This window comes from Pseudarthrobacter cremeus (assembly GCF_051857465.1).
Taxonomy (GTDB): Bacteria; Actinomycetota; Actinomycetes; order Actinomycetales; family Micrococcaceae; genus Arthrobacter.
On sequence record NZ_JBPZHC010000006.1, the window covers coordinates 150,375 to 166,517 of the forward strand.

Annotated in this window: 13 protein-coding genes; 10 read left to right on the forward strand and 3 right to left on the reverse strand. The window is 67.5% G+C overall.

What is annotated here, in order from left to right:
* Positions 1-2 precede the first annotated feature (2 nt).
* Positions 3-998: a formimidoylglutamase gene (gene hutG, locus ACS5PJ_RS12845; protein ID WP_439435269.1), complete on the reverse strand. Its 996-nt coding sequence runs from the start codon at positions 996-998 to the stop codon at positions 3-5.
* Between the two features lie 148 nt (positions 999-1,146).
* On the opposite strand from hutG, the gene ACS5PJ_RS12850 reads away from it, so the two are divergent.
* Positions 1,147-2,451 carry a cation:proton antiporter gene (locus ACS5PJ_RS12850; RefSeq protein ID WP_439435270.1) on the forward strand — a complete coding sequence of 435 codons (1,305 nt, stop codon included), beginning with the start codon at positions 1,147-1,149 and terminating at the stop codon, positions 2,449-2,451.
* 15 nt (positions 2,452-2,466) lie between these two features.
* Here ACS5PJ_RS12850 and ACS5PJ_RS12855 read toward each other — a convergent pair whose 3' ends face one another.
* Positions 2,467-3,909 (reverse strand): NCS2 family permease, encoded by a 1,443-nt coding sequence (locus ACS5PJ_RS12855; RefSeq protein WP_439435271.1) that lies wholly within the window; start codon positions 3,907-3,909, stop codon positions 2,467-2,469.
* A 167-nt stretch (positions 3,910-4,076) separates the two neighbouring features.
* Here ACS5PJ_RS12855 and ACS5PJ_RS12860 point away from each other — a divergent pair, with 167 nt between their 5' ends.
* The 4 genes from ACS5PJ_RS12860 to ACS5PJ_RS12875 all read left to right on the forward strand — a co-directional run bounded on the left by ACS5PJ_RS12860 (position 4,077) and on the right by ACS5PJ_RS12875 (position 8,099).
* Positions 4,077-4,520 carry a helix-turn-helix transcriptional regulator gene (locus ACS5PJ_RS12860; RefSeq protein ID WP_439435272.1) on the forward strand — a complete coding sequence of 148 codons (444 nt, stop codon included), beginning with the start codon at positions 4,077-4,079 and terminating at the stop codon, positions 4,518-4,520.
* A 9-nt stretch (positions 4,521-4,529) separates the two neighbouring features.
* Complete coding sequence (locus ACS5PJ_RS12865) at positions 4,530-4,940, forward strand: VOC family protein (protein WP_439435273.1); 411 nt, start codon at positions 4,530-4,532, stop codon at positions 4,938-4,940.
* Positions 4,937-7,327, forward strand: coding sequence for an ATP-binding cassette domain-containing protein (locus ACS5PJ_RS12870; RefSeq protein ID WP_439435274.1), 2,391 nt, complete (start codon positions 4,937-4,939; stop codon positions 7,325-7,327). The genes ACS5PJ_RS12865 and ACS5PJ_RS12870 overlap by 4 nt, the downstream gene beginning before the upstream one ends.
* Positions 7,328-7,397: 70 nt before the next feature.
* Entirely contained in the window at positions 7,398-8,099 is a 702-nt protein-coding gene (locus ACS5PJ_RS12875; RefSeq protein ID WP_439435275.1) for a copper resistance protein CopC, read from the forward strand.
* On the opposite strand, the gene ACS5PJ_RS12880 is transcribed toward ACS5PJ_RS12875, so the two are convergent.
* A complete protein-coding gene (locus tag ACS5PJ_RS12880) occupies positions 8,096-8,737 on the reverse strand; it encodes an NAD(P)/FAD-dependent oxidoreductase (protein ID WP_439435421.1) in 642 nt (213 codons plus the stop codon). The two genes, ACS5PJ_RS12875 and ACS5PJ_RS12880, sit on opposite strands and share 4 nt — an antisense overlap.
* Positions 8,738-9,155: 418 nt before the next feature.
* Between ACS5PJ_RS12880 and ACS5PJ_RS12885 the strand changes: the two genes are divergently transcribed.
* The 5 genes from ACS5PJ_RS12885 to ACS5PJ_RS12905 all read left to right on the forward strand — a co-directional run bounded on the left by ACS5PJ_RS12885 (position 9,156) and on the right by ACS5PJ_RS12905 (position 16,106).
* Positions 9,156-10,193 (forward strand): universal stress protein, encoded by a 1,038-nt coding sequence (locus tag ACS5PJ_RS12885; RefSeq protein WP_439435276.1) that lies wholly within the window; start codon positions 9,156-9,158, stop codon positions 10,191-10,193.
* Positions 10,194-10,214: 21 nt separating this feature from the next.
* A complete protein-coding gene (locus tag ACS5PJ_RS12890) occupies positions 10,215-12,941 on the forward strand; it encodes a PEP/pyruvate-binding domain-containing protein (RefSeq protein ID WP_439435277.1) in 2,727 nt (908 codons plus the stop codon).
* Between the two features lie 99 nt (positions 12,942-13,040).
* Complete coding sequence (locus tag ACS5PJ_RS12895) at positions 13,041-14,243, forward strand: LolA-like protein (RefSeq protein ID WP_439435278.1); 1,203 nt, start codon at positions 13,041-13,043, stop codon at positions 14,241-14,243.
* Positions 14,240-15,208, forward strand: a complete 969-nt coding sequence (locus ACS5PJ_RS12900; RefSeq protein WP_439435279.1) for an ABC transporter ATP-binding protein — start codon at positions 14,240-14,242, stop codon at positions 15,206-15,208. The genes ACS5PJ_RS12895 and ACS5PJ_RS12900 overlap by 4 nt, the downstream gene beginning before the upstream one ends.
* A 7-nt stretch (positions 15,209-15,215) precedes the next feature.
* Positions 15,216-16,106 (forward strand): ABC transporter permease, encoded by an 891-nt coding sequence (locus ACS5PJ_RS12905; protein ID WP_439435280.1) that lies wholly within the window; start codon positions 15,216-15,218, stop codon positions 16,104-16,106.
* Positions 16,107-16,143 lie beyond the last annotated feature (37 nt).

Sequence of the window (16,143 nt, forward strand, 5' to 3'; positions counted from 1 at the left end):
AGTCAGCGCAGCAGGGTCTCCACGAGCCTGGCGGCGACCCTCGCTGTCCGGCCGTCGATGTCGTAGTGCGGGTTAAGCTCGGCCACGTCCACGTGCAGCAGCTTGCCGCTCTGCGCAACCTGGCGGCACACCGCGCTGATGACCGGAAGCGGCACCCCGTAGCCTGCCGGCGCACTGACCCCGGGGGCAACGGCGGCCGGCAGCACGTCAAGATCGATCGTCAGATACAGCACATCCACGCCGGCCAGGAAGTCAGCCACGAAGGCCTCCACCCGCTCCGCCGTGCAGTCCTCATCCAGCAGGTATTTCACGCCCAGCCGGTGCGCTGTGCTGAACAGGGCCCGCGTGTTGTTGGGCTCTGAAATCCCGACGACGGCGTACCTGAGTTCGCGCCCCGCGGCGGCTTCCGCCCGCGCCATCTGCAGGAACGGCGTCCCGGAGCTTGGTTCGGGTTCGTCGCGGAGGTCGAAATGGGCGTCCAGGTTCAGCACGCCCAACCGCTGGCCGCTGCGGACAGCCGCGGAGCCGGCCACGCCCAGGTAGCTGGCGAAGGCGGTCTCGTGGCCGCCGCCCAGGACAGCGGTGAGGTGTCCGGCGTCGAGCATTGCCGCGATGGCCTGCCCCGCACGGGCCTGGCCGTCCTCCAGGGCGCCGCCCGAGACTTCCACATCGCCGGCGTCGAACACCTCGCGGTCCGAATGGAATGCCAGGGGGCCCAGCGCCGCGCGGAGGGCGGCCGGGGCCCCGGCCGCACCCGGGCGGCCCTGATTCCGCCGGACACCTTCATCGCTCGCAAACCCGAGAATCACTGCCGAACGCGAGCGGGTTGCGCCGGCGGCCGGGGTATCTGAACCAGGCACAAGTGAACCAGGCATAACTGACCCAGGCACATAGGGTGACACCGCCTGCCACCAGCGGCGGTGCTCCCGGCCCTCACCGTCGAACCTCCCGGTCCAGGGCTTCGGCGGGATATCAACGGTGTAAGCGGGAAGGGTCATTCCTCAACTTCACCCCATGCCCGCTGCGAAAACCAGCACCGCGCTCGGCGGGCTGTCTGGCATTACGGATGTCGCGGAAAGGCCGCGACGTTACGGCTATGGTGGACCCACCACTTCTCACGCGAACATTCGATTCCGGAGAGAGCCCATGCTGGAAGCCCCGAGTATCATTTTTGCCGCCGCAGGTATTGCCGTGTTTGTCGCGGCAATCCTGCCCAAAGCGTTACGCAACGCGCCCTTTTCGATGCCCATGGTGTTTCTCGGCGCCGGCATTGCAGCATTTTCCCTGATTCCCACCCTGCCTGATCCGGACCCGCTCCGGCACAACGACTTCACCACGCACCTTGCGGAGGTCTGCGTGATCATTTCCCTGATGGGTGCGGGGCTGGCACTGGACCGCCCGGTGGGACGTAAGAGCTGGTCCACCACGTGGCGCCTCCTGGGCATCGCCATGCCGGTGTGCATCATTATCCTGACGCTTCTGGGGATGTGGTTCCTGGGGCTCGGGCTTGGCGCCGCGCTGCTGGTGGCCGCGAGCCTCGCCCCTACTGATCCGGTGTTGGCCTCGGAAGTCCAGGTGGGGGAGCCGGCGGACGAGGAAGAGGGAACGGACCAGGAAGACGAGGTCCGCTTTGGCCTGACGTCCGAAGCCGGCCTGAACGACGGTTTGGCTTTCCCGTTCGTCTACCTGGCCATCGCCATCAGCGTTGTCGGGTCATCGCCGTCGGCGTGGTTTCCGGAATGGTTCGGCGTGGACGTTGTGTGGCGGCTGGCAGCAGGCCTGGTGCTCGGCTTCCTGATTGGAAAAGTCCTGGCCATGCTGTTTTTCTCGGCCCGCAAAGCCAGTCTCCGGCTGTCCAACCATTCGGAAGGCTTCGTTGCCCTTGCCGCGACTTTCCTGGCCTACGGACTTACGGAACTGATCGAAGGGTATGGCTTCATTGCGGTGTTCGTATGCGCCGTAACCATCCGGGCCGCGGAGCACACCCACGGCTACCACAAGATCCTGCACTCCTACGTGGAGCAGCTGGAACGCCTGATGACCGTGGTGATCCTGGTCCTGCTGGGCGGCGCGATTGCGCGCGGGCTGCTCGCCCCGGTGGGGTGGGCCGAGGTCCTGGTGGCGCTGGCATTCCTGCTGCTGGTGCGTCCCGTTGCCGGCTGGTTGGGGCTTCTGGGTGGCAAGACGGGACCGCGGGAAAGGATCGCCCTGTCCTTTTTCGGGATACGCGGGATCGGCTCGCTGTACTACCTCGCCTACGCACTGGGCAAGGGCGAATTCTCCGACCAGGCGGAATGGCTCTGGGGATTTGTGGGCCTGGTGGTGGCGCTGTCGATTGTTATCCACGGCGCCACCACCTCGCCGCTCATGAACAGGCTGGACCGGCTCCGGGAACGCAAGGCAGTGGCGGAGACCGGCGACGAGGGGCTCGCCCCGAACACCCCCGTCTGACCCCCGCCCCGGGGACTACAGCATGCCCAGCGCGGCCTCGATCGGTCCTACTGCGAAGAAGAGCAGGAAGGCTGCGGCCACCGCCCACATCAGAGGGTGGATCTCCTTGACACGGCCCTGCACGGTGCGGATCAGGACGAAGGCGATGAACCCTGCGCCGAGGCCGTTCGCGATCGAGTAGGTGAACGGCATCAGGGTGAAGGTCAGGAAGGCCGGGATCGCGATGCCCCAGTCCTGCCAGTCGATCTTGCCCACCTGGGACACCATCATGAAGCCCACCACCACCAGTGCCGGCGCCACTGCTTCAAAGGGCACCAGGTTGATCAGCGGGGTAAAGAACATGGCCACCAGGAACAGCAGGCCGGTCACGATGGAAGCCACGCCCGTTCGCGCGCCCTCGCCGATGCCGGCGCCTGCCTCCACGTAGATCTGGTTCGAGGAGACCGACGCGCCGCCGCCCACAATGGCGCCCAGGGCGTCAACCTGCAGCACCCGGTCCACGTTGGGGATGTTGCCGTGCTCATCGATGTTGCCGGCTTCGGTGGCAAGTCCCACCATGGTGCCCATGGCATCGAAGAAGATGCTCAGCAGGATGACGAAGGCCAGCAGCGTCGCCGCCACGAAGCCCAGGTGCTCAAAGGCTCCGAACGGGTTGGCCTTGCCGATCAGGGACAGGTCCGGCGCCGACCACTCAGAGAACGTGGGGGCCACCAGCGACCAGCCCTGAGGGTTGGAGACCTTGCCATCGAAGCTGGGGCCGATGTGCAGGGTCATTTCAAGAATCACGGAAATGACCGTGGAGGTGATGATGCCGATCAGGATGGCGCCCTTGACCTTGCGGACCACCAGCGCGATGGTCAGGATCAGGCCGAACACGAACACGGCCGTTGGCCAGCCCAGAAGCTTGCCGTCAAAGCCCAGCCCAACGGGAACGGTGGTGCCGGCGACGTCGGGGATGCGGCGCACGAACCCGGCGTTGACCAGGCCGATCAGTGCGATGAAGAGGCCGATGCCCACCACGATGGCGGTCTTGAGTCCGTCGGGAACGGCTTTGAAGACGGCCGTCCGGAAACCGGTCAGGACCAGGATCAGCATGGTCACACCGGAGATCACCACCAGGCCCATCATGTCCGGCCAGGTCAGGCCCGGGTTGGTTGCCACGGTCACGGCCACAAAGGCGTTGACGCCCAGGCCGGTGGCCAATGCGAAGGGGTGCTTGGCCCAGGCTCCCATCAGGATGGTGAGGAGGCCGGCCACGAAAGCGGTCACGGCTGCGACCGCGGTGAAACCCAGGGTGGTTCCACTGGAGTCGGGACCGGAGAGGATGAGCGGGTTCAGGACCACGATGTAGCTCATCGCGAAGAAGGTGGCGAAACCGCCGCGGATCTCGCGGGAGAGGTTTGACCCCCGCTCGGTGATCTTGAAGTACCGGTCCAGGGCAGAGCCTTGCTTAAGCATTAGTCCTCCGGGGGGAATCATTTGGGGATACTTGATCCTAAACGGACGGGGATGCGTCCCAGGACCACGGCGGCGGAAATGCGCCGTGAAGTTCGCTACCCTTTGCGGGCTTCCAAAAGGGTAGAAAGTGCTGGACATCCCTGCTTTGACGTGGCACGATCACGCTCGTGGAGACCAATCCGGCACAGCAGCAGCGCCTGCGCGACCTCGCGCTGCTGCGGCGCGTGCGGGACAGGATCGACCGCGAGTACGCACAGCCGCTCGACGTCGAGGCGCTCGCCCGGGGTGTGAACATGTCCGGCGGGCACCTGAGCCGGCAGTTCCGTCTCGCCTACGGCGAGCCGCCGTACGGCTACCTGATGACACGGCGTATCGAGCGGGCCATGGCACTGTTGCGGCGCGGCGACCTCAGTGTCACGGAAGTCTGCTTCGCCGTCGGCTGCTCGTCCCTGGGTACCTTCAGCACCCGCTTCTCGGAACTGGTCGGCATGTCGCCGGGCAGCTACCGGCGCGTGGCCGGCGGGCACGCGGCGGGCATGCCTTCCTGCGTGGTCAAACAGGTCACCAGACCGATCAGGAATAGAGAAGCGCTAGCTCAAAGCCGCGCCTAGACTGGCGTCATGGAACTCACAATTCATTGGACATTCCTCCCCCATACCGATCCGGAAGCGTCCCTGGCGTTCTACCGGGACACCCTTGGGTTCGAGGTGCGCAACGATGTCGGATACGGCGGAATGCGCTGGCTGACAGTCGGGCCGGTAGGCCAGCCCCAGACCTCCATCGTCCTTGAACCACCGACGGCGGACCCCGGCCTTACCGAGGACGAACGGCGGACCATCGCCGAACTGATGGCAAAGGGCAGCTACGCGCGTATCGTGCTCGCCACCCCGGACCTGGACGGAACCTTCGAGAAGCTGCAGGCAAGCGGCGCCGAAGTGGTCCAGGAGCCCATCGAGCAGGCTTATGGCATCCGGGACTGCGCCTTCCGCGATCCCGCCGGCAACATGATCCGCATCAACGAGGCAAAATGACTGCTGACACCACAACGGACCTGCAGCCGCCCGCGGTCCACGCTGCCGACACCCATGACCTGATCCGCGTCCAGGGCGCGCGGGAGAACAACCTCAAGGACATCAGCCTGGAGATCCCGAAGCGCCGCCTGACGGTGTTCACCGGCGTCTCCGGGTCCGGCAAGAGCTCGCTGGTTTTCGCCACCATCGCCGCCGAATCGCAGCGGATGATCAACGAGACCTACAGCGCCTTCGTGCAGGGATTCATGCCCTCTCTGGCGCGGCCCGACGTCGACATGCTCGAAGGTCTGACCACGGCGATCATCGTCGACCAGGAGCGGATGGGGGCGAACCCCCGGTCCACGGTGGGCACCGCCACGGACGCCAACGCCATGCTCCGGATCCTTTTCAGCCGGCTGGGAAAGCCGTATGTCGGCCCGCCCACCGCCTTCTCGTTCAACGTTCCCACGCGGAAGGCCAGCGGGGTGATGAGCACGGAGAAGAGCGGCAGGGTAGAGAAGAGCGTGGTCCAGAATGCCGTCTACCTTGGCGGCATGTGCCCGCGCTGCGAGGGCATGGGTTCGGTCTCCGACTTCGACCTCACCGCGCTGTATGACGACAGCAAGTCCCTGGCCGAGGGCGCCCTGACCGTCCCCGGGTACAGCATGGACGGCTGGTACGGCCGCATTTTCAGCGGCGCCGGGTTCAACATGGACAAGCCCATCGCGAAGTTCACCAAGAAAGAAATGAACGACCTCCTCTACAAGGAGCCCACCAAGATCAAGGTCGAGGGGATCAACCTCACCTACGAGGGCCTGATCCCGAAGATCCAGAAGTCGATGCTCTCCAAGGACGTCGACGCCATGCAGCCCCACATCCGGGCCTTCGTGGAGCGCGCCATCACCTTCCAGTCCTGCCCGGAGTGCGACGGAACCCGGCTGAGCCCGGAGGCCAGGAGCGCGAGGATCAGGGGCAGGAACATCGCCGATCTGTGCGAGATGCAGATCAGCGACCTCGCCGGCTGGATCCGGGACCTCAAGGAGCCCTCGGTTGCGCCGCTCCTCAAAGGCCTGCAGCACCTGCTCGACTCGTTCGCCGAAATCGGGCTGGGCTACCTCTCCCTGGCCCGGCCGGCCGGAACGTTGTCCGGCGGTGAGGCCCAGCGCACCAAGATGATCCGCCACCTCGGATCCTCCCTCACCGACGTCACCTACGTCTTCGACGAACCCTCCATCGGACTTCATCCGCACGACATCGAGCGGATGAACCAGCTCCTGCTGCAGCTTCGGGACAAGGGCAACACCGTGCTCGTGGTCGAACACAAGCCTGAGACCATCACCATCGCCGACCACGTCGTCGACCTCGGTCCCGGCGCCGGAACCAAAGGCGGCAGCGTCTGCTTCGAAGGAACAGTCGAGGGCCTGCGGGCAAGCGACACGATCACCGGGCACCACCTCGATGACCGGGCGGCCCTGAAAGAAGCGGTACGTTCCTCAGCCAGGAAGCTGGAGGTCCGTGGCGCCTCGACCCACAACCTCCGGGACGTCGACGTCGACATCCCGCTGGGTGTGCTGTGCGTCGTCACCGGTGTTGCAGGCTCCGGGAAGAGCTCCCTGATCCATGGTTCGGTGGCCGGCCGGGACGGTGTGGTGGTGATCGACCAGGGCGCCATCAAAGGCTCGCGCCGCAGCAACCCCGCGACGTACACAGGCCTGCTCGAGCCCATCCGCAAGGCCTTTGCCAAGGCCAACGACGTGAAGCCGGCGCTCTTCAGTTCGAACTCCGAAGGGGCGTGCCCCACGTGCAACGGCGCCGGGGTCATCTTCACCGAACTGGGTGTCATGGCAACGGTCGAATCCACCTGCGAGGACTGTGAGGGCCGGCGCTTCCAGGCATCAGTGCTGGAATACACGCTGGGCGGCCGCAACATCGCCGACGTCCTGGACATGTCGATGACAGAAGCCGAGGAGTTCTTCAGCGAAGGGGAGGCCCGGACACCTGCCGCCCACAAGATCCTGGACCGCCTGGTGGATGTCGGGCTTGGCTACCTCACGCTCGGCCAGCCGCTCACCACGTTGTCCGGCGGCGAACGGCAGCGCGTCAAGCTGGCCACCCAGATGGCGGAAAAGGGTGACGTCTACGTTCTTGACGAGCCGACCACCGGCCTCCACCTCGCCGACGTCGAGAACCTGCTGGGCCTCCTTGACCGGCTTGTCGACTCCGGCAAGTCGGTGATCGTCATCGAGCACCAGCAGGCGGTCATGGCGCACGCCGACTGGATCATCGATCTCGGTCCCGGTGCCGGGCACGACGGCGGCAGGATCGTTTTCGAGGGCCCGCCGGCCGATCTCGTGGCCAAGCGGTCCACCCTCACGGGCAAGCACCTGGCTGCGTACGTGGGCGCCTAGGCGGGGGGCTCAGCTGCCCCGGAAGTTCGCCTAGGCTGGAAGGACGCCAATTCGAGGGAGCACTCCACCCATGCGATCCAACCGTCAACTGCTGAGTGTCCTCCTCGGGGCCGCCGTTTTTGCCGCCGCCCTTCTTGGCGTCTCCATGCCGGCGTCGGCCCATGATGCTGCGGAGTCCACCAGCCCCGCCCAGGATGCAACGGTGGCCACAGCGCCTGAGAAGGTTTCGGTCACGTTCAGCAAGAACCCGCTGGGCATCGGCTCGCAGTTTTCGGTCAAGGACTCCGCCGGCGCCGAGTGGGCTGACGGGGCCGTCTCCATCGTGGACAGCGTGGCGTCCCAAAAGCTTAAGTCCGGCGCTCCGGCGGGCGCTTACACGGTGGCATGGCGCGTTGTCAGCTCGGATTCGCACCCGATTGAGGGGACGTTCGGGTTCACCGCATCCGCCGCGGCGGCGGGAGCACCGCCTTCGGCCGCGTCACCTGGAACGGGTACGACGGCGGTGCCGGCCGTCCCCACCATGGGAACCGCCCAGCCGGGAGCCACAGCGACCCCTCTTCCCGCGGTCAACGCCTCTGAACCGTTCCCCTGGAGCCTGGTGGTCTTTGCCGCGGTGGCCCTGGGGCTGCTCGTAGCCATCGGCGTCCTGGCCAAACGCCGGCTCACCGGGGACTCTGAGGATGACGAAGAGTCTGACGATGACGCGGACCCGGCGGGTGACGCGGGCCCCCACAACGCGGGCACTGATACGGACGGGGTCCAGCGCCCCTAGACGGCGAAGGTGCCCGTCAGGGCCGGCGGTCCGCCCTCCGGCTGCATCTTGGCGGAGATGGCCTGCCCCACCGTCTTGGCCTGGCGCAGCACCTCCTTGGGGGAGGGGGTGATGAGCTCGCCCACACCCACCAGGTAAATGCCGATGGTCCGCATGGCGGCCACAAGGTTGCTGCGGACAGTGATGCCGAAGTCGCTGAGCATGCGGCGCAGCTGGCTGTGGGCGCAGCGGGTGAGCACGATGTTGTCCGCCAGCAGGATGCCGTTGGGGGTGTGGACTTCCCATTGGCGCGGCGCGGAGTCTTCTGCCGCTCCGGCCTGCGCGCCTGCCGCCGTTCCGCCCACCATGGTCAGCTGGACCGCCCGGGTGGTGTTGCGGACATCCATGTCGTGGCTCGCCGCGTAGTTGCGAAGGTGGCGGAGGATTTCGTTGCGTTCCCGAAGGGAATCGGAATCTGCTGCGTCGCAGCGCTGCAGTGAAGCTGTGTTGGCCGGTTGCGCGGCGCCCAGGATGTCCAGCCCGTCCACCACAATGGCGTCTACGCCGCGCCGGCGCAGCTCTGCTCCGACCGCCAGGCCGGAGAGCCCCGTGCCGATGATCACCGTGGTGGTCCGTTCGGTCCCGCCGTTCACAGGCATGCTTGACACTACAGTTTCCTCCTTCGAAGATTTCGGCTGACGCGGGCATCATCGCCCCGCATGCGTCACCTTACCCCCAAAGTCCGGCCGCAGAACCGGCCCGGGATGCTTCCTCGCTGAGGGCGTCCCGGACCGGCAGTGCCTCGAAGACTACAGAACATTTGTGCTCATGGGTAGCCCAAACCGAAACATTCTGTTCGCGATGAACGCGCTTTCCATCCCAGCCCGGGGCGGCTGTGGATAACCTGCCCGCCTGACCTGCGGGCATCTTGCTAACTGCAGGCGGACCGAGAATAGTGAGAAGCGGAAGCAGGGCTTTCCCTGCCCCGGAGGTGACACTCCGCCGGGTGCAGGAAGAGGGCTCCGCTTCTGGCAGAATAGCCGCAACATCAGGCAGTATCGCGAGGAGGCGGGCCCCATGGGCGCACATGAGATGCATCCGGATCCGGAACGGGACAGCGCCGGGACTTCCGCCGCCCCCGCAGGGATCGTTGTGGGCGTGGACGGGTCCGACCACGGCCAGTGCGCACTCGTGTGGGCGGCCCGGGAAGCCGAACGCCGCCGTCGGCCGTTGCATATTGTGACGGCCTATTCCGTGCCGATCTTCGCCGCGTCGGGGCTGGACGGCGGCTACGCCACCGTGGACGACTCGGTGATCCGCGAAGGGGCCGAGGCAGTCCTCCAGCAGGCAGTGGACAAGGTTTCCGGCTACAACATCGACGTCGACGCCTCCGTGGAGAACGGCGATGCCTCGGGCGTGCTGCTGGAACTCTCTGAGACGGCTGAACTGCTGGTGGTCGGCACCCGGGGTCGCGGCGGATTCGTGGGACGCCTTCTTGGCTCAGTCAGCAGCGCACTGCCTGCCCATGCCAAATGCCCTACCGTGACCGTGCCCCTGATCTGCGCGGACCGCCTGGGCGAAACCACTGACGACAAACGCATCAGGGCCGAACAGGCCAAAGCCGGACACAAGCCCGTGGAGAACGTGGTGGTGGTCGGCGTCGACGGGTCAGAGCAGGCCCGCATAGCCGTGCTGGAGGCCGCCTCCCAGGCTGAGCGGCTCGGGGCAACCCTGCGGGTCCTCTGCGCTGTGCCGCTGTACAGCGGATCCCTGGCTTGGGTGCCGGCACCCATGGACCGGAAGGCCCTCCTGGCCGACATCCAAGTACAGCTCGACGCCGGGATGGCGTGGCTGAGAAGCCACTACCCCCGCCTCCCCATGGAAGCGGAGCTTAAGGACGGCTCGCCGGTGGATGCCCTGGTGGAGGCCAGCCGGCATGTGGAGCTGGTGGTGGTGGGCACGCGCGGCCGTGGCGGCTTCACCGGAATGCTCCTGGGTTCCACCTCCGCGGGCGTGCTTCACCATGCCAAGAGCCCGGTGCTGGTTGTCCCGGACCGGGAGGATCCACGCCTCGCCGACCGGGTGAACTTTGGACCAATCCTTGGCGCGGCCTAAGTAAGTTTCGCAGCAGGAGGCATGGACATGCCCGGCACGGGAGCTTCGCCTTCAATCCTGGGATTGGCGGACATCGGTGCGGCCATGGTGCCCCTCGTGGGAGGCAAGGCTGCCAACCTCGGGGTGCTGACCGCAGCGGGGCTCTCGGTGCCGGAAGGCTTTTGCCTCACCACGGAGGCCTACCGGCAGGCAACGGGCGCGGACGGGCACGTACAGGGCCGGCTGTCTGAGCTCCACACGGCGCTGAAAGCCACTGCCGACGACGACCTCGCCGCACTGGCGGAACTGGCGGCCAGGGCCCGCGAAGCTGTCCTCAGCGCTCCTGTTCCGCCGGAGACACTCGAGGCCATCGAGCGGGCGTATGGCGCCCTCGGGCACGACGTCCCGGTAGCGGTCCGCTCGTCCGCCACCGCCGAGGACCTTCCGTCGGCGAGCTTTGCCGGCCAGCAGGACACTTACCTCAACGTGGTGGGCGCCGCCTCGGTGGTTGAAGCGGTCCGCAACTGCTGGGCTTCACTCTGGACCGACCGGGCCGTCAGCTACCGGGCAAGCAGAGGCATTGATCCGGCTGCCGTAGCGCTGGCCGTGGTGGTTCAACGCATGGTGGATGCCAAGGCCGCGGGTGTCCTCTTCACCGCCAACCCTCTGACGGGCCGCCGGCAGCAGGCGGTGATCGATGCCAGTCCCGGACTGGGTGAGGCCGTGGTGTCCGGGGCCGTGAACCCGGACCACTTCGTGGTTGACCCGGTCACCGGGACTGTTCTGGAACGGAGGCTCGGCGACAAGCGGATCGCCGTCCGGCCCATCCCCGGCGGCGGTACCCGGACGGTGGCCTCCAACGGCGGAGCCGCGGCCTGCCTCACCGACCGGCAGGCCGCCGAACTGGCGGCCCTCGGCCTGCAGGTGGAGAACCGCTTCGGAGCGCCGCAGGACATTGAGTGGGCCATCGCCGAAGACGGCCGCCTGTGGCTGGTCCAGTCCCGGCCCATCACCACCCTGTTCCCGGTTCCTGAGCGGGCGGCCGCCCGTCCGGGCGTCCGGGTCTACCTGTGCTTCAGCCTGGCGCAGGGCCTGACCCGCCCCATCACCCCCATGGGCCTGGCAGCATTGCGGGTCATAGCCTCCTCGGTGGCCCGCGCCGCGCGTTTCGACGTGCCCGAACCCCGCAACGGACCGTCGCCCTATGCGGAAGCGGGGCAGCGCATGTACTTCGACCTGACCGCCGTGGCCCGCAGCGCTACGGGCCGGCGGATCGTTCCCCGGGTCTTCGATGTCATGGAAGCCCGCTCGGCCACCGTGCTGCGCCGCGTATTCGAGGACCCGCGGTTTTCTGTGACCCGACGGACCCCGCTCGGCATGCTCCGCCACGTGGTGCCCGCAGCGGTGCACGCGCGGGTTCCCGAGACGCTGCTCCGGGCACTGTTCCGCCCGGCGGCAGCATTACGGCGTGCCAACCGCCTTGCACGCGGGTTCGGCGATTCGCTCGAAGCGCCCGCCGACGCCACCCCGCTGCAGCGCCTGGACCACACCGAACATCTGCTCGGCGCCCGGATTTTCCCGGTGGTTCCTGCCATCCTGCCTCTCCCGGCCCTGGGCTTCGCGGCGCTGGCGCTGGCGGGAAAGCTGCTCGGTGGCGGCCGGTGGGATGACCTGCAGGTGGTGCTCCGCGGGCTGCCGAACAATGTGACCACCGAAATGGACCTGGAACTCTGGCGCCTCGCCCGGGTGATCAGGAACGACGGCGAGTCCCGCGCCGCCATGGCGGCCCGGGGGCCTGCAGCGCTCGCCGTCGACTACCGCTCCGGTGACCTGCCCTCGGAGTTGCAGGCCGGAGTGGCGAGATTCATGGGCCAGTACGGGCATCGGGCCGTGGCGGAGATCGACGTCGGCATGCCGCGCTGGTCAGATGACCCCACGCACATCCTTGGTGTCCTGGCCAACTACCTGCGGCTCGAAGATTCCTCCATGGCTCCGGACGTCCAGTTCAGCAACGCTGCCGAGGAGGCGGAAGCATGCGTGGATCGCCTGGTGGCCGAAGCGCGGGCACGGAGCCGGCTGCGCGGCGCAGCGGTCCGGGCAGCGCTGCGGCGGGCACGGATGTTTACGGGGCTCCGCGAGCTTCCGAAGTACTTGCTGGTGGTGAGGCTCGCCGCGGTTCGGAAGGAGCTGGCGTTGATCGGCACAGCACTGGCGGACGCAGGGGTGGTGGCACAGGCGGATGACGTTTTCTTCCTGGACCTGGTCGAAGCCAGGGCCGGCCTGGAGCAGGCAAGCGGACCGCGGCTAACAGACTTCAGGGCCCTGGTGGAAAGGCGCCGCGCGGCCTACGCGCAGGAGCTGGAACGGCGCCACGTTCCGCGCGTGCTCCTCTCCGACGGCACGGAACCGGAGAGGCTGCAGCCGGCCGGAACACAGGGGGTTCCGGCCGTGCCGGGTGCCCTCGCCGGGAGCCCCGCCTCGGCCGGAACCGTCACTGCGGCGGCCCGGGTCATTCTGGACCCGGTGGGAGCCCACCTGGAACCTGGCGAGATCCTGGTGGCGCCGTCCACCGACCCCGGCTGGACACCGTTGTTCCTGACGGCGGGGGGTCTGGTCATGGAGATGGGCGGCCCGAATTCACATGGCGCCGTGGTTGCCCGGGAGTACGGCATTCCCGCTGTGGTGGGCGTCCCGGACGCCACACTGCGGCTCGCCACCGGCCAGAAAATCACTGTCGACGGCGGGGCGGGCACCGTGGTGCCCGCGTAACCGGACTCCCCTCCGGTTGAGGCTCCGTTTCAGTGGTGTGAAGGGGCGCCGCCAGGCGTAATCTGAATCTATGGGCTCCAAGGACGAAACGGGTCTGGCATGAAACGCACATGGTTGCGCTGGATTCCCGCAGCAGCTGTACCTGCAGTGATAGCCGCCGGTGTTCTGGCGGGATCGATTCCGGCGCGCGCCGGGGATCCTTTGCCCCAAAAGACCCCCGCTGAGGTCCTGACGCTCCTGGGCCAGCACAGCACCAGGTCTTTTTCCGGAACACTGGAACAGTCCTCTGAGCTTGGCTTGCCGGACCTGCCGTCCGTCGGCCCCACCTCCGGACCAGCCTCAGCCGGCGGGGCGGCCTCTATTGCTGAACTCCTGACCGGCGAACACACCGCCCGGATCTTCATGGACGGCCCCGCCAAGATCCGCGTCCAGGTGGTGGACCGGCTGGCCGAACGCGACCTCATCCGGCGCGACGGCGACGTCTGGTTCTACAACTCCAAGGACAACAGCGCAGCGCACCTCACGCTGCCCGCCAAAGCCAGTGACCTGCCCCTTCCGGCGCCGGACGCCCCCGTTCCCTCCACACATGCCATTCCCACCCCCGAGGACCTCGCCAAGAGGTTCCTTGACGCAGCAGACACCTCCACTTCGGTGACGGTCGGCCCGGACGTCCAGGTGGCTGGCCGGTCTGCCTACAGCCTGGTCCTGACGCCGAGGACAGAAGGTACTTTGGTGGACAAAGCGGTGATCGCGGTGGATGGTGAGACGGGGATGCCGCTGAAGGTCACTGTCACGGCCCGCGGCCAGGAGCAGGCCGCGTTCGAGGCCGGCTTCACCAGCCTGACCCTGGCAGCGCCCGAGGACGCAATGTTCACCTTCGTGGCCCCGCCAGGCGCCACGGTCAAGGAGATCCCGGTGCCGCCGCTCCCACAGCGTCCCCTGATGCCGCATCAGCAGGGCAGCCCGGGCTTCCCCGGTGACCCCGCGACTCCCGGAATGGCCGCACCGGACCAGGTTCCAGGAAGCGGGTTCCACCCCAGGGAGGGGAGCATGCCCAAGCCCGCCGTGACCGGAAAGGGCTGGGAATCAGTGATCGGGTTCCCCGCGCCACCTGACGGGCAGGGGGCGCAGCTGACCGAAGCCCTGCTGAAGGATCCGCTCCTGTCCCAGGCCGCCGTCGTCGTGCCGGGCGGCCGGCTCCTGTCCACCTCGCTGGTCAACGTCCTGCTGACCGACGACGGCAGGATCTTTGTGGGGATGGTTCCGGCCGAGCGGCTTCAGGCCGCCGCCGGCGCAGCGTGACCGACGCCGCGGGACCCGGACTGAGCATAGAGACGCGCGGCCTGACCAAACGGTTCGGCCAGCAGGTGGCGGTGGATGATGTGGACCTCGCGGTGCCGCACGGTTCCGTGTTCGGCTTCCTGGGTCCCAACGGTTCGGGCAAAACCACCACCATCCGGATGCTCCTGGGCCTTGCCGCGGCGTCGGCCGGCTCGGTCAACGTCCTGGGCCACCAGATGCCGCAGCGGCTGCACGAGGTCCTGCCGCGTGTGGGCGCCCTGGTGGAAGGGCCTGCCTTCTATCCGTTTCTCTCCGGTACCGCGAACCTGCACCGGCTTGACGCTGCCGGGAGGCATGCGGCGCCGTCCACCCGGAACGCCCGTGTCGCTGCCGCGCTCGAGCGGGTGGGGTTGTCGCACGCCGCCGGCAAGAGGGTGCATGCCTACTCGTTGGGGATGAGGCAGCGGCTGGGAATCGCCAACGCGCTGCTGTCGCCGCGGGAGCTGCTGGTGCTCGACGAGCCCACCAACGGCCTGGATCCGCAGGGGACGCGGGAAGTGCGGAGCCTGGTCCGGTCCCTCGCCGCCGACGGCGCCACGGTATTCGTCTCCAGCCACCTGCTGGCGGAGGTGGAGCAGATCTGCACGCACGCTGCGATCATGAGCGCGGGACGGCTGGTGGCCCAGGGGCCGCTGTCCGAGCTGCGCCAGACCGGTGAAACGCGGATCAGCCTGACAACGCCCGACGCCGGCACCGCCTCAGCGGTCCTGCTGCGGTTGGGCCTCACGCCCGGGACGCCGAATCCCGAGGCAGAAGGGCAGGTGCTGACCGCCGTCGCGGCTGCTGCCCGCCTCGATGCTCCGGAAGACATCGTGGCGGAGCTCGTGGCGGCCGGGGTGCGGGTCCGTGGGTTTGCCGTGGAACGGGAGAGCCTCGAGGAACGTTTTGTGGCCTTGACGGGGGAGGGGTTCGACGTTGCCCAGTAGTGGTTCGTTGCCCAGTAGTGGTTCGGAAACGGCGGGTGCCCCGGGCGCCGGCGGGTCCGGCGCCGGGAGCGGCGCTGGTGGCGGGTCCAGCCTGTCCCTCCTGGCGTCTGAGCTGAAGACTCTTTTCAGGCGACGGCGGACGTTGGCCATGCTGCTGGCGCTGGCCGCGATACCCGTACTGATCGCCGTCGCGGTCCGGCTCTCCTCCACGGTCCCCCCGGGCAGGGGGCCGGCATTCCTGGACCGGATTACCCAGAACGGGCTGTTCGTTGCCGTGACGGCGCTGCTGGTGTCCGTGCCGCTGTTCCTGCCGCTCACCATCGGGGTAGTTGCCGGCGACACCATCGCCGGCGAGGCAAGCCTGGGCACTCTCCGCTACCTGCTCGTGGCCCCCGCCGGGCGGATCCGGCTCCTGCTGGTCAAGTACGCCGGCGCACTGGCGTTCTGCCTGGCGGCGCCCATCACCGTGGCACTTGCCGGGGCGGCCATCGGAGCCGCCCTTTTCCCCATCGGGCCGGTGACTCTGCTGTCCGGGGATGTCATCGAGCCGCCCCAGGCGGCGCTGCGGCTGGTCCTGATCGCCGCCTACCTGGCCGTATCACTCGCCGGGTTGTCGGCCATCGGGCTGTTCGTGTCCACCCTGACAGTGGTCCCCGTGGGTGCAATGGCGGCAACGGTGGTCATCTCAGTGGCATCACAGATCGCGGACCAGCTTCCCCAGCTTGAGTGGCTGCATCCGTGGCTGTTCAGCCATTACTGGTTCGGGTTCGCCGATGTGCTGCGCCAGCCGGTGTTGTGGGATTCGTTCGCCAGTAATGCCCTGCTGCAGGCCGGCTATGTCGCCGTCTTCGGAGCACTCGCCTACGGCAGGTTTGTCACCAAGGACATCCTGTCCTGAGGTCCGGGGGCGCCGAGTCCCGGAGCCCGAAAGCGGA